Raw genomic sequence first — 18,893 nt, 5'->3', positions numbered from 1 at the left:
CGCGACGAAGGAGCGCCCTTGACAGGCCGGCCCGACACGGAAGGACGATGAGACTGACGGGAAAACCCCAACCCCTCCCTGAGACCGCCCCACCGAAACCCGGACCCTCCCCCACCCCCCTCACCCACACCCACCACCCCGTCTCGCATACACCGCCACCCGGGCCCCCCTGACCTCCGTCACCGAGCAGCGGGCGAAGTCGGCCGACAGGGTTTCGCGTTTCGCCGACTCCGTCGGGTACGGGTCCAGGGGCTGGCCCTCCGGGTCCAGCAGGGCTATCACCCGTGGGGAAGCCCGCAGTGCCTCCCGGACCCGGTCCGGGGGGAGCTCCGTGCCGTGGAGGGTGTGCGACGTGGCCGGGGTGTCGGCCAGGGCGACGTCGCGCAGCCCCGCGTACAGCCCGGGCGAGGACAGCAGCCACTCCCGTCTCCGCGAGGGCATGAACAGGACCGCGTCCCCCGGCCGGGCCTTCTCCCGTACCGCCGCGGCCACCGCCAGGACGTCGTCCTTGCGGCTGTCGGGGGTCCGCAGCCACGCCGACCACACCCCCAGGGGAACGAGCAGCACGGCCACCAGCACCCACGGCACCCACCCCCGCACCCCGGCCAGCCCTGCCCCCGCCAGCAGGGCGAGCCCGCCCAGGGCGTAGAGGACGTACCGGTCGACGTACCAGGGGTGGACCAGCGAGACGGCCATCAACAGGCCCGGCGGCAGCAGCGCCAGGGGCACCGCGACCCGGACCAGCTCCGCCGACCCCGCCCCAGACCCAGACCCCGCCCCCAACACCCCACCCCCACCCCCACCCCCACCCCACACCAACAGCAGGACCACCCCCACCACCCCCCCGTACGCCGCCCAGTCCTCCCACCCCGGCCGCCCCAGCCAGCCCAGCTGGCGTTCCGCCTGGCCGGCGCTCAGTACCGCCAGCGGGAGCAGGCCCGCGGCCACCGCGCCGGCCGCCCACCGCCAGCCCCGTACGCGCCCGGCGGCGCAGCCGTGGGCGAGCAGTGCCAGTACGGCGAACTCGTGCAGCCAGCAGCCCAGCAGCAGCACCGCCGCGTACGCGGCCCAGCGCTCCCGCAGCATCAGGTACGTCGCCCAGGCCACCGCCGCCGCGACCAGGGCGTACGAGCGCCCCTCCTGCCCGTACATCTGCACCGGCGGGAGGAGGGCGTAGGTGACGCCCGCCCACAGTGCGGCCCGCTCCCCCGCGAGCCGGTGCGCCACCGCGGCCACACCGGCGGCGGCGAGGGCCGTGCCCGCCACGGACGGCAGCCGCAACGCCCACAGCCCGCCGTCCCCCCACAGGCCGAACACGAGGTGCATCAGGGCGTAGTACAGCCCGTGCACCGCGTCGACCTGTCCGAGCAGGTCCCGGAGGGCGCCGGCCGGCCGGTGCGCGACCTGCCAGGTCGTCGATTCGTCGCGCCACATGCTGCCGCCGCCCGGACCCCGCTCCAGCCCCCAGAGGCCGAGGAGGAGGACGGTGAGCAGCGGGGGGAGCCAGCGCCAGGGGGCCGTGCGGTGGATGTCGTCCTCCGGGGTGCTTTCCGTAGCGGGTCGGGGCCTCCATACTCGGGGGCGGTACCGGTGACCCGCGGAGGTGGGTGTGCGAGCGATGCGAGCGCCCGGGGCCGCGGCGGCTGTGCTGCTCGCCGCGGTGTCCCTGGCGGGATGTGACAACGGCGGGTCGGCGCCGGCGGGCGCCATGCTGTCCACGACCGCGCGCCCCAGCGCTCCTCCCACAGCGCCTCCCACGAGCCCGCCCCCGAGCGCGGCGCAGCCGGACCCGTCCGCTCCTGCCCCGTCCGCCCAGGACCCGTCCGCCCAGGCGACGGTGCGGCCGACGGTGAACCCGTCCACCGAGCGCCTCCTGCGCGTCACCCGCAGCGGCGGTTTCGCCGGCCGGACCCGGACCCTGGTCGTCAACGGGGACGGCTCCTGGAGCCTCGTCGGCGAGCAGGACAAGGACCTGCGCAAGGGCCGCCTCGACCCCGCCGGCCTGGAGGATCTGCGCACCGCGCTCCGTGAGGCGGACTTCGCGCGGCTGCCCCGTACCGCCACGGCCGATCCGCCGGTCTACGACGGGTTCACGTACACCTTCGTGCACGCCGGATTCGAGGTGTCGGCCGACGAGACGGTGCTGCCGCCGGCCCTGTCCCGGGTGCTGGCCGCGCTGCCCGGATTCGACGCCGCACCGTGAATCCAGGATGAATCTCTGATTCCGTATGCTGCCGGGTCCTGTCCGAACCCTCCATGGCCGCAGCCCGGAGCCTCCTCTACGCTGCACCCCAGCCATCACGCGGATCATCAGGGGCGGGACATGGAACAGACACACACCACCCACAACGGCGCCGCGGCCACCCCAGGTGCCCAGCGGCGCGTGCTGGTGGTCGAGGACGACCGCACCATCGCCGACGCCATCTCGGCCCGGCTGCGTGCCGAGGGTTTCCAGGTGCAGACGGCCTACGACGGGCCTGCCGCCGTCGCGGCGGCCGAGAGCTGGCTGCCGGAGCTGCTGGTGCTGGACGTCATGCTGCCCGGCTTCGACGGCCTGGAGGTGTGCCGGCGGGTGCAGGCGCAGCGGCCGGTGCCGGTGCTCATGCTGACCGCCCGGGACGACGAGACGGACATGCTGGTCGGCCTCGGGGTCGGGGCCGACGACTACATGACGAAGCCGTTCTCCATGCGCGAGCTGGCCGCGCGGGTCCACGTGCTGCTGCGCCGGGTGGAGCGGGCCACGCAGGCCGCGACCGCCCCGCGCGGGGCGACCCTGCGCCTGGGGGACCTGGAGATCGACCACGCGCAGCGCCGGGTGCGGGTGCAGGCGGAGGACGTGCACCTGACGCCGACCGAGTTCGACCTGCTGGTGTGCCTGGCGGGGACCCCGCGGGCGGTGCTCTCGCGGGAGCAGCTGCTGGCGGAGGTGTGGGACTGGGCCGACGCGTCGGGCACCCGTACGGTCGACAGCCACATCAAGGCGCTGCGCCGGAAGATCGGCGCGGAGCGGATCCGTACGGTCCACGGCGTCGGGTACGCCCTGGAGACCCCGGCGCAGGCGTGAGCGTGCCTCCCGGGTCGTCCGGGCCGTGGCCGGACCGGGCGCCGCGCCCGTACTCGCCGTTCTCGATCAAGACGAAGCTCGGCACGCTCGTCGTGGTCTCGGTGTTCATCACGACCGGCCTGCTGATGGTGGCCCTGCGCACGGACACGGAGCTGCGGTTCATCACGGTCTTCTCGGTGATCGCCTCGATGCTGATCACCCAGTTCGTGGCGCACGGTCTGACGGCGCCGCTGGACGAGATGAACACGGTCGCCCGGGCGATCTCGCACGGGGACTACACGCGCCGGGTGAGCGGCACGGGGCGGCGTGACGAGCTGGGCGATCTGGCGTCGACGATCAACCGGATGGCCGATGATCTGGAGGCCGAGGACAGGCACCGTCGAGAGCTGGTCGCGAACGTCTCGCATGAACTGCGGACTCCGATCGCGGCGCTGCGGGCGGTGCTGGAGAACGTGGTGGACGGGGTCTCGGAGGCCGATCCGGAGACCATGCGGACCATGCTGAAGCAGGCGGAGCGGCTGGGCCGGCTGGTGGAGACGCTGCTGGACCTGTCGCGGGTGGACAACGGGGTGGTGCCGCTGAAGGCGCGCCGCTTCGAGGTGTGGCCGTATCTGTCGGGGGTGCTGAAGGAGTCGGGGCTGGCGGCCGCGGGGCGGCCGGGGCTGTCTTCCGGTTCGGGTGGGCACACCCGCAACGACGTGCACCTTCACCTGGACGTGCACCCTCCGGAGCTGACGGCGTACGCGGACGCGGAGCGGCTGCACCAGGTGGTGGCCAACCTGATCGACAACGCGGTGAAGCACAGTCCGGAGCACGGCCGGGTCACGGTGCGGGCGCGGGCCGGCGACACGCCCGGGAGCCTGGCCCTGGAGGTCGTGGACGAGGGTCCGGGGATTCCGGAGGCGGAGCGCCACCGGGTCTTCGAGCGGTTCAACCGGGGGTCGGCGGGCGGCGGCGACGGGGGCACGGGGCTGGGGCTGGCGATCGCCCGCTGGGCCGTCGGCCTGCACGGAGGGGACATCCGCGTGGCCGAATCGTCACGTGGTTGCCGAATCCTTGTCACCCTTCCGGGCAGCTCGCCGGCGCTGTCTTGACGTAGGGTTCGAGTGGGAAGGACATGATCTCGGCCACACGTGCCCGGGGTCGTCAGGGGTGCGAGGCCGCGGGGGTCGCAACCTCGCTGCCCCCTACCCGAACCACGCTTGTTTCCCGCCATTCCACGTGACGAAACCCGCCGTTCGGTGTGACCTGCACGACGGAAGTCCCGCCCGGCCTGCATTGCACCGCCGGGGAGGCGTAGCCTTTATTCCCGCTGTCCATACCTTGTGAAGCGGAAGAGGGCGGTTGCCGCCGTGTCGCCACAGTCCCCCAGTAACCCGAGCACCACGACCGACGCAGCAGAGGGCGGGAAGACCCCTGCCTCAGGCTTCGGCGCGAATGAGTGGCTCGTCGACGAGATCTATCAGCAGTACCTCCAGGACCCGAACTCGGTCGACCGGGCCTGGTGGGACTTCTTCGCCGACTACAAGCCGGGGGGCGCTGCCGCTCCGGTGAAGGCCGATGGTCCCGAGAAGTCCGCGACGACGGATGGCGCCTCCGCACAGGCCGCCACCGCCCCCGTCGGGATCCCGAAGGCCGTCGACGCCGCCACGGGGGCGGCGCCTGCCGCGCCCTCCCCCGCGACCACACCCGTGTCAGCTCCTTCCCCTGCTCCTGCCACCCCCTCTGGTGCCCCTGCTGTGATCACCTCCCAGGGCCAGGCCGCCGCACCGGCCGCCCCCGCCCCTCAGGCCCCGGCTCCGGCCGCTGCTCCCGCCGTAGCCGCCCAGAAGGCCGCGCCCGCCGCCGAGGCCCCCAGCGGCCCCGAGCTGGTGACGCTCCGCGGCCCCGCGGCCGCCGTGGCCAAGAACATGAACGCCTCCCTCGACGTCCCGACGGCCACGTCCGTCCGCGCCGTCCCGGTGAAGCTGCTGTTCGACAACCGCATCGTCATCAACAACCACCTCAAGCGCGCCCGCGGTGGGAAGATCTCCTTCACCCACCTCATCGGCTACGCGATGGTGCAGGCCATCAAGGCCATGCCGTCCATGAACTACTCCTTCGCGGAGAAGGACGGCAAGCCGACCCTGGTCAAGCCGGAGCACGTGAACTTCGGCCTCGCGATCGACCTGGTCAAGCCGAACGGCGACCGCCAGCTCGTCGTCGCCGGCATCAAGAAGGCCGAGACCCTGAACTTCTTCGAGTTCTGGCAGGCCTACGAGGACATCGTCCGCCGCGCCCGCGTCGGCAAGCTGACGATGGACGACTTCACCGGTGTGACGGTCTCCCTGACCAACCCCGGCGGCCTGGGCACCGTCCACTCCGTGCCCCGTCTGATGCCCGGTCAGTCGGTCATCATGGGCGTCGGCTCCATGGACTACCCCGCCGAGTTCCAGGGCACCTCGCAGGACACCCTGAACAAGCTGGGCATCTCCAAGGTCATGACCCTGACCTCGACCTACGACCACCGGGTCATCCAGGGCGCGGCCTCCGGCGAGTTCCTGCGGATCGTCGCGAACCTCCTGCTCGGCGAGAACGGCTTCTACGACAGCGTCTTCGAGTCGCTGCGGATCCCGTACGAGCCGGTCCGCTGGATGCGCGACATCGACGCCTCGCACGACGACGACGTCACGAAGGCCGCCCGCGTCTTCGAGCTGATCCACTCCTACCGGGTCCGCGGCCACGTCATGGCCGACACCGACCCGCTGGAGTACAAGCAGCGCAAGCACCCCGACCTCGACATCACCGAGCACGGCCTCACCCTGTGGGACCTGGAGCGCGAGTTCGCCGTCGGCGGCTTCGCCGGCAAGTCGATGATGAAGCTGCGCGACATCCTCGGCGTGCTGCGCGACTCGTACTGCCGCACCACCGGCGTCGAGTTCATGCACATCCAGGACCCGAAGCAGCGCCGCTGGATCCAGGACCGCATCGAGCGGGCGCACTCCAAGCCGGAGCGCGAGGAGCAGCTGCGCATCCTGCGCCGCCTGAACGCGGCGGAGGCCTTCGAGACCTTCCTGCAGACGAAGTACGTCGGCCAGAAGCGCTTCTCGCTGGAGGGCGGCGAGTCCGTCATCCCGCTGCTCGACGCCGTCATCGACTCGGCCGCCGAGGCCCGCCTCGACGAGGTCGTCATCGGCATGGCCCACCGCGGCCGCCTGAACGTCCTGGCGAACATCGTCGGCAAGTCGTACGCGCAGATCTTCCGCGAGTTCGAGGGCAACCTCGACCCGAAGTCCATGCACGGCTCCGGCGACGTCAAGTACCACCTGGGCGCCGAGGGCACCTTCACGGGCCTGGACGGGGAGCAGATCAAGGTCTCGCTCGTCGCCAACCCCTCGCACCTGGAGGCCGTGGACCCGGTCCTGGAGGGTGTCGCCCGCGCCAAGCAGGACGTCATCGGCAAGGCCGGCACGGACTTCACCGTCCTGCCCGTCGCCCTGCACGGCGACGCGGCCTTCGCCGGCCAGGGTGTCGTCGCCGAGACCCTGAACATGTCGCAGCTGCGCGGCTACCGCACCGGCGGCACCGTCCACGTCGTGATCAACAACCAGGTCGGCTTCACCGCCGCCCCGGAGTCCTCGCGTTCGTCGATGTACGCGACCGACGTGGCCCGCATGATCGAGGCGCCGATCTTCCACGTGAACGGTGACGACCCGGAGGCCGTGGTCCGCGTCGCGCGGCTCGCCTTCGAGTTCCGCCAGGCGTTCAACAAGGACGTCGTCATCGACCTCATCTGCTACCGCCGCCGCGGTCACAACGAGTCGGACAACCCGGCGTTCACGCAGCCGCTGATGTACGACCTGATCGACAAGAAGCGCTCGGTGCGCAAGCTGTACACCGAGTCCCTCATCGGTCGCGGCGACATCACGCTGGAAGAGGCCGAGCAGGCGCTCCAGGACTTCCAGGGCCAGCTGGAGAAGGTCTTCGCGGAGGTCCGCGAGGCCGCCACGCAGCCCGCGGTCGCCGCGCCGGCCCAGGCCCCGCAGGCCGAGTTCCCGGTCGCCGTGAACACGGCGGTCTCCCCGGAGGTCGTCAAGCGGATCGCCGAGTCCCAGGTCAACGTCCCCGAGGGCCACACGGTCCACCCGCGTCTGCTGCCGCAGCTGCAGCGCCGCGCGGCGATGATCGACGACGGCACCATCGACTGGGGCATGGGCGAGACCCTGGCCTTCGGTTCGCTGCTGATGGAGGGCACCCCGGTCCGCCTGTCCGGCCAGGACTCCCGCCGCGGCACGTTCGGCCAGCGTCACGCGGTCCTCATCGACCGGGAGACCGGCAAGGACTACACGCCGCTGCAGTACCTGTCGGACGACCAGGCCCGCTACAACGTCTACGACTCGCTGCTCTCCGAGTACGCGGCCATGGGCTTCGAGTACGGCTACTCGCTGGCCCGCCCGGACGCGCTGGTGCTGTGGGAGGCCCAGTTCGGTGACTTCGTCAACGGCGCGCAGACCGTCGTCGACGAGTTCATCTCCTCGGCCGAGCAGAAGTGGGGCCAGACCTCCGGCGTCACGCTGCTGCTGCCGCACGGCTACGAGGGCCAGGGCCCGGACCACTCGTCCGCCCGCCCGGAGCGCTTCCTCCAGATGTGCGCGCAGGACAACATGACGGTCGCGATGCCGACCCTGCCGTCGAACTACTTCCACCTGCTGCGCTGGCAGGTCCACAACCCGCACCACAAGCCGCTCATCGTCTTCACCCCGAAGTCGATGCTGCGTCTGAAGGCGGCGGCGTCGAAGGCGGAGGAGTTCACGAGCGGTTCGTTCCGTCCGGTCATCGGTGACAGCACGGTGGACCCGAACGCCGTGCGCAAGGTCGTCTTCTGCGCGGGCAAGGTCTACTACGACCTGGAGGCCGAGCGGGAGAAGCGCGGCATCACCGACACGGCGATCATCCGCATCGAGCGGCTGTACCCGCTGCCGGGCGCGGAACTGCAGGCGGAGATCGCCAAGTTCCCGAACGCGGCGAAGTACATCTGGGCGCAGGAGGAGCCGGCGAACCAGGGTGCGTGGCCGTTCATCGCGCTGAACCTGATCGACCACCTCGACCTGGCGGTCGGCGCGGACATCCCGGCGGGCGAGCGCCTGCGGCGCATCTCGCGTCCGCACGGCTCGTCCCCGGCGGTGGGCTCCGCGAAGCGCCACCAGGCGGAGCAGCAGCTGCTGCTGAACGAGGTCTTCGAAGCCTGAGCCTCGTGGTGAACGGAAGGCCCGGCCCCCTTTGGTGGGGGCCGGGCCTTCCGGCTGTCTAGGGTTGCGGTTCGAAGTCCCAGTAGGGGCGGGTCTGCTGGCGGGCCGAGACGGTGTGGACGTGCTGGGGGCCCAGGGTGCGGGTGAGGGCCTTGAGGCCGGCGTCCTCGTGTTTGGCGGCCTCCGCGTCCTCCCGTACCGAGCGGAGGTCGGCGGCGAGGGCGATCCGGGCGCTGAGGGTCATCGGGTGGTCGGGGCCGAGGACCTGTTCGGTGGTGCGCAGGGTCTCGCGGCTGAGGTCCAGGGCGGATTCCAGGTGGCCGGTGATGTTGCGGTGGCCGGTGGCGTTGAGGGCGCAGCCCAGGGTCCAGGGGTGGCGGTCGCCGAGCGCGCCGCGCATGCCGACCAGGGCCTGTTCGGCGAGGTTGAGGGCCTCGGTGCGTTCGCCCTGGGCGCGCAGGACCAGGCCGAGGTTGCCGACCGTGCCGATGCTGTACGGGTGGGCGAGGCCCAGCTGGGACTGGTAGCCGCGGACGACCTCCTCGGAGATCCGGCGGGCCTCCTCGATGTCCCCGTATTCGCGCAGGTAGGTGGCGTAGTCGGAGGCGACCATCAGGGTCCAGGGGAACTCGGCGCCGAACACGCGGGTCGAGCGTTCCAGGACGCTGCGCAGGCGGGCGCCGGCGCCGGGGATGTCGCCGGTGCGGCGCAGGCACTGGCCGAGGTTGTGTTCGGCGCGCAGGGTCTGGGGGTGGTTGGCGCCGAGGACCTGGACGTGCAGTTTGAGGCCCTGTTCCTGGCGGGCGAGGGCTTCGCGGTAGCGGCCCATCAGGCGCAGGCCCATGGCGCAGCCGATGCCGGAGGAGAGGGTGGCGATGTGCCGGACCCGCAGGACGCGTTCGCGGCGGCGCAGGGTGTCCAGGTCGGTGTCGTAGGCCTCCTGGTAGCGGCCGAGGAGGCGCAGGGCGACGGCGACGTTGTTCTGGGCGCCCAGGGTGGTGGCGTCGTCCTCGCCGAGGAGTTCGCGGTAGCAGACGAAGGCGTGTTCCAGCAGGGTGCGGGCCTGGTCGAACTTGGCGGTGCTGAGGAGGACGCCGGCGTAGGTGCTGGTGGCGCGGAGGGTTTCCAGGTCGCGGTCGCCGCGTTCGGCGATGAGCCGGTCGGCGACCTGGCGGGCGAGGGACTCGGCCTGGCGGAAGTGGCCGAGCATGCGCAGGGCTCCGCCGTAGTGGTAGCTGAGTTCGCGGACCTGGTCGTGGTCGTCGCCGAGCATGGCCCGCCAGACGTGGTCGGTCTGTTCGGACAGGCGCAGACAGGTGCGGTACTCGCCGGCGAGGATCAGGTAGCGCAGGCAGTGCAGCAGGAAGTTCTGGATGCGGGGGTTGCTGCTGGTGAGCACCCCGGCGGGTTCCAGGTGCGGGACGAGTTCGGCGTAGCGCGGCCAGAGCCGGGAGTCGGTGGGCCGGCCGGGGTCGGCGGCGGCGAGGACCTGGCGGACGGCGCGGGAGAGCTGGTCGGCCTCGTCCTCGGCGAGGTTCTCGCGGACGATGTTGTGGACCATGCGGTGCAGCTGGACGGTCTCCAGACCGCCGCCCTCCTCCACCGACAGGTCGGAGTACTCCAGGCGGACGACGGAGAACTGGACGAGTTTGTTGAGGGCGGCGTTCCAGCGGATCTGGTCGCCCACGATCCCGGCGAGGTGTTCGGGCACGTCCTCGGCGGGGAACTCGCGCAGCAGGCGCAGCGGGACCCGGCCGGGGGCGAAGAAGACGAACAGCCGCAGCAGGGCGAGGGCGTCGGGGAAGTTCTCGCGGACGTTGTTGAGGAGTATGGCCAGGGCGGTCGGGAAGGGCAGCGGGTAGTCGTCGGAGAGGGCGACGGCCTCGTGGGAGTCCAGCCGGCGCTGGAGGAGGGTGAGGTACTCGCCGACGCCGAGGGGGGAGTCGGCGAGCCAGCCGGCGGTCTGGTCGAGGGCGAGGGGGTAGTCCTCCAGGGCCTCGGCGAGCTGGTCGGCCTCGTCGCCGGTGAGGCGGCGGGCCCGGCGGCGGATGAAGGTGATGGACTCGGGACGGGCGTAGAGGGGGACTTCGACGAGGCTGGTGTGGCGGGCGGCCCATTCGCGGTTGCGGGAGGTGATGATGACGTCGCCGGCGCCGGAGGGCAGCAGGTCGGTGAGGTCGTCGGGGTTGTCGCAGCCGTCGTAGACCATCAGCCAGCGGTGGTACGGGGATCCGCGCCGCAGCGCCTCCAGTACGGCCCGGATCTGCTCGCCGTAGCTGCCCGCGCCGCGCGGCAGGCCGAGTTCGGGGGCGAGGTCGGCGAGGCGTTCGCGCAGGGTGGGGCGGTCCTCGGCGGGGACCCACCAGACGACGTCGTATTCGGAGGCGAAGCGGTAGGCGTACTCGGTGGCGACCTGGGTCTTGCCGACCCCGGACAGTCCCAGGAGGGTGACGGTGGAGGCGCCGGGCGGGGCTTCGGTGAGGGCGGTGCGGAGCCGGCCGATGACGTCGTTGCGGCCGGTGAAGCGGGGGTTGCGGCGCGGGACACGGCCCCAGATCTCGGGCGGGTCGTTGGGGAAGCGGGGGCCGCGGCGGCCGGACTCGGTGCCGACGCGGACGGTGGGGAGGTCGAGGCGGCGCAGGACGCGGTACTCGGCCTCGTAGGCGTCCAGGCCCCACAGGTCGGTCTTCTCCAGGGCGGCGACGGCGCTGGGCAGCGGGGCGTCGGTGAGGGAGACGGCGGCGAACCGGCCGGGGTGGGCCTCGGTGACGGTGCGCAGGGCGGCGTTCCACTCCTCGTCCGTGTGGGTGCCGACGGAGAAGAAACGTTCGCTGAGGATGAGGAGGACCGTGCCGCCGGCGCGGGCGAGGTCGTCGAGGGCCTCGGTGATGCCGGGGCCGGTCTGGGGGTCCCAGCGCTGGAGGGCGACGCGGTGGCCGTGCTCCTCCAGGCGGTGGGCGATCCACACCGCCCAGGGGCGGTTGAAGCCGGCGAAGCTGATGACGAAGCGCTGGGGCTGGGCGGCTCCGTCGCGGTCGTGGCGCGTCACGGTACCGGTCATGCGGCCGTCTCCCTGGGGTGTCCGTGCGGTGGACGGGTGCGGGGTGCCGTCGCCGGGCGGGGGCTCCGGCGGCGGGACGGGGTGCGAGCAGCGGCTTGAAAGGTACCGCAGCGGACGGCCCGTCAGACCCCTGCGAACCCGGCGAGTTCGGGGTGTGCCTCGCACCAGGCGCGGCGTTCGCGTTCGAGGGCGCGGCGGGCGGTGGCGGACTGGCCTCCGGGCGGCGGCAGCTCGTCCATGGCCCGCTCGGCCTCGGCCATGCCGTCGACGAACTCCCGTCCGGTGGCGGTCAGTCGGGGGTGGGCGCGCAGGACGGGCAGGACGGCGGCCACCTGGGCGCGGATCCGGGCGTGCTGGGCCCAGGCGCCGCGGGCCCCGTAGAGGGCGGCGCGCTGCCAGTAGCCGGCCAGGGCCAGGTGGGCGTACGTGCCGTGCAGCAGCCCTTCCAGGGGGCGCGGGTCGGCGCGCCAGGGGGCCCAGTGGCAGGGGGTGGGGTCGGCGGTGTGCAGGGTGAGGACGTCGGTGAGGGCGGCGAGCTTGCCGTGCTGCACCTCGTGGACGAGGGTCGCGGCCAGGGCGGGCGGGGACTGGCCGCGGGCCAGGACCGCCCCGGCGGCGGCGGGGAGGGTGGCGCCGCTGGAGCGGGAGCCTCCGGCCAGCGGGACGACGGAGCGCAGCAGGCGGGATGCCTCGTCGGCGCGGGTGGAGTCGTAGCGCTCCAGGAGGGTGAACGCTCCGGCCCACTGGGTGTCCCAGCGTTTGTGCCCCTTGGGGGTGAGGCGGCGGGCGGGGCGTACGGGGGCGGGGTGGCCGGTGGCGGGGGCCCGGTAGGGGTCGAGGTCGTCGAGGGAGGTCCGGCCGCCGGGCAGGGGGTGCAGCGGCAGGACGCCGCAGGTGTCCCAGGAGCGTTCGGTGAGGGCGAGCGGGCCGGGCCGGTCGGGGCGCAGCAGGCCGAGAGTGGGCAGGGCGAGGCGGCCGTGCGTGGGTCGCAGGGTGGTCTTGAACCCGATGCCGGCGCGCAGGGCGGCGGCGACGGCGATGGCGCCGAGGTGCCCGAGGTCGGGGGCGGGGCCCTGGGGGGCGTGCAGCCGGCGCAGGGTCTCCTCGGCCCACACGCCGGTGGACGGGTAGTGCAGCACGTCGCGGACGGCGTCGGGCTCCTGCCGTTCGGCCTCCTCCAGCTGCCCCCACCACTCCCCGGCCTCGGCCCCGGGGGCGGCGTCGAGGACGGCCCGCAGCAGGAGCAGCCGCTTGGACCGCCGGACGTCCCCGACGAGCCGCAGCCCTTCGGGGGACGGCTCGGTGGAGGCGAGGGCGCGCAGGACGCGGGAGCCGACGGAGAACCGGGGGAGCCCGTTGGGCGCCCCGGCGGGGGCGGCGGGGGTGCCCGGGGGGGGTCGGGGGGCGGGGACACCGGGCCGGGCATCGGCGGGATCGGCGGGCCAGGTGGGATCGGGTGCGGCGGCGGGGCCGGGTGCGGCGGGGCGGGTGGGGCGGGGCGGGTCGGTGTGCGGGGGGTGGGTCATGAGGCGGCCCGTTGGGTCGTGGCGGCCGCGTGGACCGCGCGGGCGATGTGGCGGATCAGGGCCTGGAGGTCCGCGCAGTACACGGACGGCTGGCGGAAGCCCTCCCCCTCCCGGTAGCGGTGGGGGTAGTGGCCGCCGCCGCAGACCTCCACCAGCTCGCAGGCCCGGCAGCCCGCGGCGAGGGCGTCGAGGCCGAGCTGGCGGGCGGCGAAGCCGGGGTGGTCGAGGAGGTCGTCGAAGCTGTGGCTGTCGAGGGTCATGCCGGTCGCCGCGGCCCCTTCGTAGGCGGACTTCAGCGAGTCGGCCTGCTCGATGCTGCCGTCGGTCTCCACCACGGCGGTGGTGGCGGGTGCCAGGCCGAGGCTCTCGGTGGCGGCGGGCAGTCCCAGCAGCAGCGCGACGACCTCCTCGAAGATCCGGATGCGGGTGCGCCGCGCCCCGTCGTGCCACCACCGTTCGAAGACGGCGATCAGCCAGTCGGCGTACGGGGTCCCGGGCCCGGTGCGGCCGGGCGGCGGGGTGCTCCAGTTGGCCAGGGGCAGCAGCAGGCCGATGGCGGGCGGGGCGAACGCGAGCAGGGACTCGTACGTCTCCACCGGGTCCTGCGCGATGTCGGCCACGCACAGCACCCCGGCGTAGCTGGCCGGGTGCCGGGCCAGCAGCCGCAGGCCCCGCGCGGCGGCGGCGAAGCCGGGCCGGCCGGCGTGGTCCACGCGGCGGGCGTTGTGGGCGGGGAGCCCGCCGTCGAGGCTGACGCCGATGCGGATCCCGGCGGCGGCCAGGGCGGCGATCCGGCCCCGGGTGAGGAGGGTCGCGTTGGTCTGCACGCTGGCGGTGACCCGGGTGCGGGGCGAGCGCCGGGCCAGTGCGGTGCGTACCGCCTCGACGGGGGCTGCCAGTTCGGCGGGGGCGGCGAGGAGGGGTTCCCCGCCGTGCAGGACGAGGTCCACGCGGGGCAGTTCGTGCGCGGCGGCGTGCTCGGCGATGCGTTCGGCGGCGCGCAGGGCGGTGGCGGGGGCCATGGCGGCGGGGCGGGTGCGCCAGCTCTGGTCGGCCATCTCGTAGACGTAGCAGTAGGTGCAGGCGAGGTTGCAGCGGCTGTGGGTCTTGAGCACGAACTGCCGTACTGGGTGCGGCCGGTGGCCGGCGGCGCGCAGGGCGGGGACGTCGAGGCGGGTGTACGGCCAGGGGGCGTGGCGGGTGTGACGGGTGAGGGGGGTCGGAGGGGTCGGGGCGGCGGGGGTCCGGTGCGGTGCGGGCAGTGCGGGACCGCCCGTGATCGCTCGGCTCATCACCCGCGCCTCCCTCCCCCGGCCACCACTGGGGGGACCCCCAGGACGGTCCATCCCTGCCCTCCGGACCGGCCCGGCTAACGGCGGAAAGTGGTCAACTCCGGGCGGTACGGACCTACGGGCCGGGCCTGCGGACCCGGGGTGCGGGTCAGGCGACGCCGGAGTCGAAGGCGTTGAGGATCTCGGCCGGGTGGGTCACCCGCTCCACGAGCCCCTCGACGACCTCGGCGAGCACCGGGTGGGCGATGCCGCGCAGGGCGGCCAGGTCGAGCCCGGAGAGGTCGGGGAGCTGCCCGGCGCAGGGGCGGGGTTCGGGGGGCCTGGCCACTTCCTGACGTCCGGTCACCATGGGCTGCCCGTCCCCCTGTCGAACCGTGGAATACCGCAGAACGCTGAACGCGCATGCGGAACGCGGTATGTGGGATGTGGAATGCGATGGAATGCACTGGTCCACTGCCCTTTCCCGCGGTCCGGCGGGCGGAAACGGCTCAACCGCCCGTCTCCAGGTCGTGGATCCGCGCCCGCACGGCCGAGGCCCGCTCCCCGTCCGGCAGGTCCTGGCGCCGCCACAGCTCCAGGGCGGCCCGGTACGCGTCGAGGGCGGCCCGGGGGCGGGCCAGGCGCTCCAGGACCCCGCCGCGCAGTTCCTGGACCCGGGCGGCGAGCCGGAGGGCGGTGTCGTCGGGTGCGTCCCGGCCGGCCTCCAGGGCGGCGCGCCAGGCCCGGCGGTAGGAGTCCGCGGCCCGGTCCAGGCGGTCGGTGGTGCGGGTGTGGAAGTGGATCTCCTGCTGGACGTCCCCGTGGTCGCGCCAGGCGCGGGCCCTCTCCAGGGGGCCGTGTCCCTGCCGGACGGCCAGCTCCAGGAGGTACTCGGCCTCCCGGAGGTCGACGAGGTCTCCCTCGTAGGTGTGGCGCAGCCGCAGCCCGGAGGCCAGCCTCCGCAGCCGGTACGCGGCCCCGCGGTCGGACTGGGCCACCGCCGCCCGGCTCTCGCGCAGCACCCGTACGGCGGTGGAGGCGAACCGGCGGCCGTCGGCGGAGCGGGCCCGCTCCAGGAGCACGTCGCCCCACTCGGGCAGCAGTTCGCCGTAGGCGTCCCCGTCGCGGGGGATCAGCCGCCGGGCCCGCCCGTACGCCTCGGCGGCCTCCTCCAGCGCCGCGGGGTCCCCGTCACGGGCGTACCGGGCCCGGTGCACACGGGCCAGGCAGAGCAGGGCGGCGAGCCGCAGCTCGGGCTCCCCGACGGCCTCGTCGAGCGCCCGCGCCACCTGCTCCAGCGCCTCGTCGAGCCGCCAGGGCAGATACCGCAGGGCCCCGGCCAACTCCACCCGCACCCTCACGATCCGCCGCCCCCGCTCCCCACCCCGGGCACCCCCCTCGGCCCGGGGCCCTGGTCCGGCCCGGGGGGCAGCCTCGGGCGCCGTGCTGCTGGTGGCCCAGGGGGCAGCTGCCGACCCGGTATCGGCATCGGCTCCCGTCCGGCTGGCAGCCTCGGGCGCGGCGTCGGCTCCGGCCGGGTCGCCGAGGGCCCGGCCGGCCGCGCCTGCGCCACTTCCAGCTGCGGGGCCGGTGCCGGTCGAAGCGGCCTCGCCCGCATCACGGCCACCGCCGGAGTCCGCGCGGCTCTCAGCTCCCGCGCTGGACCCGGGCGACGGGCCCGCGCCCGGACCGGTGCCGGTGGTTTCGCCCGCATCACGGCTACCGCCAGCTCCCCCGGCGGACGGATCGACCGGGCCCTCAACCGGCCTCCCGTCGCTCCCGACGTGCGGCCCCACCTCCGCATCCGGCCCCGCACTGCTCCCGGTTGACGGGCTGGTTCCGGTCCGGACGGCGCCACCCGTGTCACGGCCGCCGCCCGAGGCCGTGCGGTCCGCGTCGCCGCCGGTGGTCGGGGCGGTGCCGCCCGCCGAGGCCGGGCCCTCGCCGGGCCCAGCGGCCGGGGCCGGCGGGGTGGGAGCGCCCGGGTCCGCCGGACCCGGTGTCGGCCCCGGCGCCGGGCGGCCGGGGCCCTCCCCGGGCGCGTCGGGGTCCGGGTCCGGACGGTGTGCGGGGGTTGCGGTGGCCGGGGTGGTGCCGTCCGCAGGCTCCACGGCGCGGCCGGGGGCGCTCCCGGGCGGGCCCGGCCGGCGTTCGGGAGCTCCGCCGGCGGCCGCACCCGGCCTGTCCACTCCGTCCGCCGCGCTCCCCGGATCCAGCCGGTCCCCCGCGCCCGCAGTGGCTGCCCTGTCCGCCGCGCGCGGCCGATCCGCCCGGTCGGCCGGGTCGGGCCGGTCGGCCGGGTCGGGCCGATCCACGGGGGCAGCCCCGTCCGGCAGATCAGCAGCGACCTCCCCATCCGCCCCCTCCGTCCCGTCCGCCGGGCCCACCGGGGGCGGCGGGGGCGGCGGGGGCGGCGGGGGCGGCGGGGGCGGCGGGGGCGGCGAGTGCAGGGGATCAGCCGGGGCAGCCGGGTCAGCCAGATCCGCCGGATTCGCCCCGTCCGGCCCGCCCGCCCTGCTCGCCGGGCCAGCCGGGTCCGGCTGGTCCGGGGTCGCCGGGTCCGCCGGCGGCGCCCCGCCCGGCCGGTGCGTCGGGGGTGGGGCGTTGTCCCGGGGGCCCTGGGGTGGGGGTGGGGTCAGGAGGGTCAGGGCTGTTTCCAGGGTGGTGACTGCGTGCTCCGCCAGGGCCGTGCGTTCCGTCGGGTGCTGGGTGTGGGTCAGGAGGGCCAGCAGGACGCCGCCCAGGGTCAGGAGGAGCTCCGGGTGGGCGGTGCGCGGGTCCGTGGTCAGGGGTTCCAGGGCCGTGCGGGCCTCGTGCAGCGGGGCCGGGTCGGCGCGGAGTGCGGCGAGGCGGATCAGGGTGCGGGCCCGGCGCACCGCGCAGTCCACCGTCAGGTCCGCGTCGTCCCCGGCGGCGGCCCCCGCCGCGGCGAACTCCCGGGCGGCGGCGCCCAGCAGCGGCTGCTCGTCCGGGCCCGACGCCAGGGCCCGCTCGTACAGGACCCGGCCCAGCGCCGCCCGCCCCGCGCCGGTCCGCAGCCCGGTCACGGCCCGCTCGGCCTCGTCGAGGAGCTCCGGGGCCCGCTGGGCCGACCACAGCCGCAGCAGCACACCGGCCAGCTCGGCCTCGGCCTCCTCCGGCGGGTCCTCCGGCCCGGCCGGGGCCGCCACGGCCCGCCGCAGCAGGGCGGCGGCGTCCTGGAGGTGGCGCGCTCCGCCGTCGGCGTCCCCGAGGAGCAGCCGGTCGCGCGCCGCCCGCACCGACCGGGCGCGGCCGGGCGGTTCGGGCACGGGCGCCGGCTCCGGGCCCGGCTCCGGGTCCTCCTCCGGGGGCCCCGGCAGGTAGCGGCGTACGACCTTCGCCGACACCTGCGCGAAGGCCTGCGGCAGCGGCCCCGCGGGCGCCCGGTCCTCGTCCTCCTCCTCGGGCTCGCCCGCCGGGACCCCGGTCAGCTGGGAGACGGCGAGCGCGGGGAAGTTGCGTACGCCCCGGCCGAAGTGCGCGAGGACGTACTCGGAGCAGTGCTTGAGCACCAGCGCGGCCTCGTCCCGTCCCAGCGGCCCCAGCAGCACGTCCTGCACCCCCGGTACGAACTCGTACCACGGCCCGGGCGTGGCGCCACTGCGCCGCAGCAGCCCGCTGAGCAGCACCTCGGCGAGGTCGGACGGCTCCGAGTCGGGCAGCATCGTCCGCTGCACCAGCCGCATCACGGGCAGGGTCAGCGGCGCCGCCGACAGGTACACGGCGAGCTGTACGGCGCCGGGCGCGGCGGAGGAGCGGAAGCGGTGCACCAGCTCGTGCGGCGGCCGGGCGGTGCGGGGCAGCGGTACGGGGGCGGCCGGGTGGCGGGCCAGCACCCGGCCCACCTCGGCCGGCACGGGTCCCGAGCCCAGCCCGGCCACGAGCCGGGCCCAGGCGCCCAGCGCGGTCGCGTTGGGCGGCAGCACGGGCACGGTGAGCCCGCCGGTGGGCCGCCCGGGCCGGGCCGGCCGGTCCGGGTGGAACGTCAGCCCCGGCCCGCCGCCCGTACCGCTCGCGCCGGCCCCGCCCCGGCCGCCGGCCCGCTCCAGCACCCCGCGCTCGGTCGGCAGCCAGCTGCGCCCCCACAGCCGCTGCGGCAGGGGCTGGACCACCGCGCAGGGGGCGCATTCGGCCCAGCGGTGCAGAACCCGCTGGGCCTCGCCCTCGCGCCACACGGGTCCGGCGCAGTCGGAGACCACCATGGTCAGCGTCCGCCCGGTGGGGTCGCGCAGCTGGTCCCCGGAGCGCACCCCGGTGCCGGGCGCGGGGCCGCGGCCGACGGCGGCCGTGCCGTCGGGGAGCCGGTGCAGGTAGTGCACCTGGACGTCACGGAAGGCGCCCAACCGCTCGCACACCGCCCGCAGTTCGTCGAACATGTCCTGCCACACCGCCATGGACGGCGAGGCGTCCATCACGAGCCGTACGGTCGCCTCGCGCCGGCTCTCGGGCCGGAAGACCGGGATGACGAAACCGAGGGCGCGGGCGCTGGCCTCGGCGGTGGCGGACTCGTCGAGGACGGTACGGGTGGGCGGTCCGGGCGGCCGGTGGCGCTGGAGGGCGCGCAGGGCCCGCTGGATGTCGAGGATGCGGGGCAGTGCGGCCGCCCCGGGGACGCGTACGGGGACCCCGGCCGCGATCGACAGCCCGTCCGTCAGCCGTGCGCGCACGGCCTCGACGGGGAGTTCGACGGACACCATGCCGCCGAGCCCGGACAGCGCGAGG

The 18,893-nt window shown here is 74.8% G+C and carries 10 protein-coding genes; 4 read left to right on the top strand and 6 right to left on the bottom strand.

The features are described 5' to 3' along the window. Positions 1-120 precede the first annotated feature (120 nt). Positions 121-1,863, bottom strand: a complete 1,743-nt coding sequence (locus AB0F18_RS32410) for a glycosyltransferase family 39 protein (RefSeq protein WP_362067116.1) — start codon at positions 1,861-1,863, stop codon at positions 121-123. Here AB0F18_RS32410 and AB0F18_RS32405 point away from each other — a divergent pair. From AB0F18_RS32405 to AB0F18_RS32390, 4 genes are all read left to right on the top strand, one after another. Further along, a complete protein-coding gene (locus tag AB0F18_RS32405; RefSeq protein ID WP_362067114.1) occupies positions 1,850-2,203 on the top strand; it encodes a hypothetical protein in 354 nt (117 codons plus the stop codon). The two genes, AB0F18_RS32410 and AB0F18_RS32405, sit on opposite strands and share 14 nt — an antisense overlap. Positions 2,204-2,323: 120 nt before the next feature. Then, positions 2,324-3,064 (top strand): response regulator transcription factor, encoded by a 741-nt coding sequence (locus AB0F18_RS32400; protein ID WP_079429744.1) that lies wholly within the window; start codon positions 2,324-2,326, stop codon positions 3,062-3,064. Positions 3,065-3,066: 2 nt separating this feature from the next. Further along, a complete protein-coding gene (locus AB0F18_RS32395; RefSeq protein WP_362067118.1) occupies positions 3,067-4,158 on the top strand; it encodes an ATP-binding protein in 1,092 nt (363 codons plus the stop codon). A 258-nt stretch (positions 4,159-4,416) separates the two neighbouring features. Further along, the gene (locus AB0F18_RS32390; RefSeq protein ID WP_362067112.1) at positions 4,417-8,292 is read left to right on the top strand and encodes a multifunctional oxoglutarate decarboxylase/oxoglutarate dehydrogenase thiamine pyrophosphate-binding subunit/dihydrolipoyllysine-residue succinyltransferase subunit; all 3,876 of its coding nucleotides are present in this window, start codon (positions 4,417-4,419) and stop codon (positions 8,290-8,292) included. Positions 8,293-8,350: 58 nt separating this feature from the next. On the opposite strand, the gene fxsT is transcribed toward AB0F18_RS32390, so the two are convergent. The 5 genes from fxsT to AB0F18_RS32365 all read right to left on the bottom strand — a co-directional run. Beyond that, positions 8,351-11,353, bottom strand: a complete 3,003-nt coding sequence (fxsT, locus tag AB0F18_RS32385) for an FxSxx-COOH system tetratricopeptide repeat protein (RefSeq protein WP_362067110.1) — start codon at positions 11,351-11,353, stop codon at positions 8,351-8,353. Positions 11,354-11,475: 122 nt separating this feature from the next. Then, positions 11,476-12,879: an HEXXH motif domain-containing protein gene (locus AB0F18_RS32380; protein ID WP_362067108.1), complete on the bottom strand. Its 1,404-nt coding sequence runs from the start codon at positions 12,877-12,879 to the stop codon at positions 11,476-11,478. After that, positions 12,876-14,171: an FxsB family cyclophane-forming radical SAM/SPASM peptide maturase gene (locus tag AB0F18_RS32375; RefSeq protein WP_362067106.1), complete on the bottom strand. Its 1,296-nt coding sequence runs from the start codon at positions 14,169-14,171 to the stop codon at positions 12,876-12,878. The genes AB0F18_RS32380 and AB0F18_RS32375 overlap by 4 nt, the downstream gene beginning before the upstream one ends. 148 nt (positions 14,172-14,319) lie before the next feature. Then, positions 14,320-14,520: an FxSxx-COOH cyclophane-containing RiPP peptide gene (gene fxsA / locus AB0F18_RS32370; RefSeq protein WP_362067104.1), complete on the bottom strand. Its 201-nt coding sequence runs from the start codon at positions 14,518-14,520 to the stop codon at positions 14,320-14,322. Between the two features lie 139 nt (positions 14,521-14,659). Beyond that, positions 14,660-18,893, bottom strand: a 4,234-nt coding sequence (locus AB0F18_RS32365; protein WP_362067102.1) for an SAV_2336 N-terminal domain-related protein, incomplete at its 5' end; no start/stop codon positions are given.

Source organism: Streptomyces sp. NPDC029216 (assembly GCF_040648015.1).
Lineage (GTDB): Bacteria > Actinomycetota > Actinomycetes > Streptomycetales > Streptomycetaceae > Streptomyces.
Note: the sequence above shows the minus strand (reverse complement) of the source record. Positions and strands in the feature narration are given on the sequence as shown.

Coding starts and splice junctions, on each gene's coding strand:
- AB0F18_RS32380 (WP_362067108.1), bottom strand. CDS start 12,879: ATGACCCACCCCCCGCACACCGACCCGCCCCGCCCCACCCGCCCCGCC.
- AB0F18_RS32375 (WP_362067106.1), bottom strand. CDS start 14,171: ATGAGCCGAGCGATCACGGGCGGTCCCGCACTGCCCGCACCGCACCGG.
- fxsT (WP_362067110.1), bottom strand. CDS start 11,353: ATGACCGGTACCGTGACGCGCCACGACCGCGACGGAGCCGCCCAGCCC.
- fxsA (WP_362067104.1), bottom strand. CDS start 14,520: ATGGTGACCGGACGTCAGGAAGTGGCCAGGCCCCCCGAACCCCGCCCC.
- AB0F18_RS32400 (WP_079429744.1), top strand. CDS start 2,324: ATGGAACAGACACACACCACCCACAACGGCGCCGCGGCCACCCCAGGT.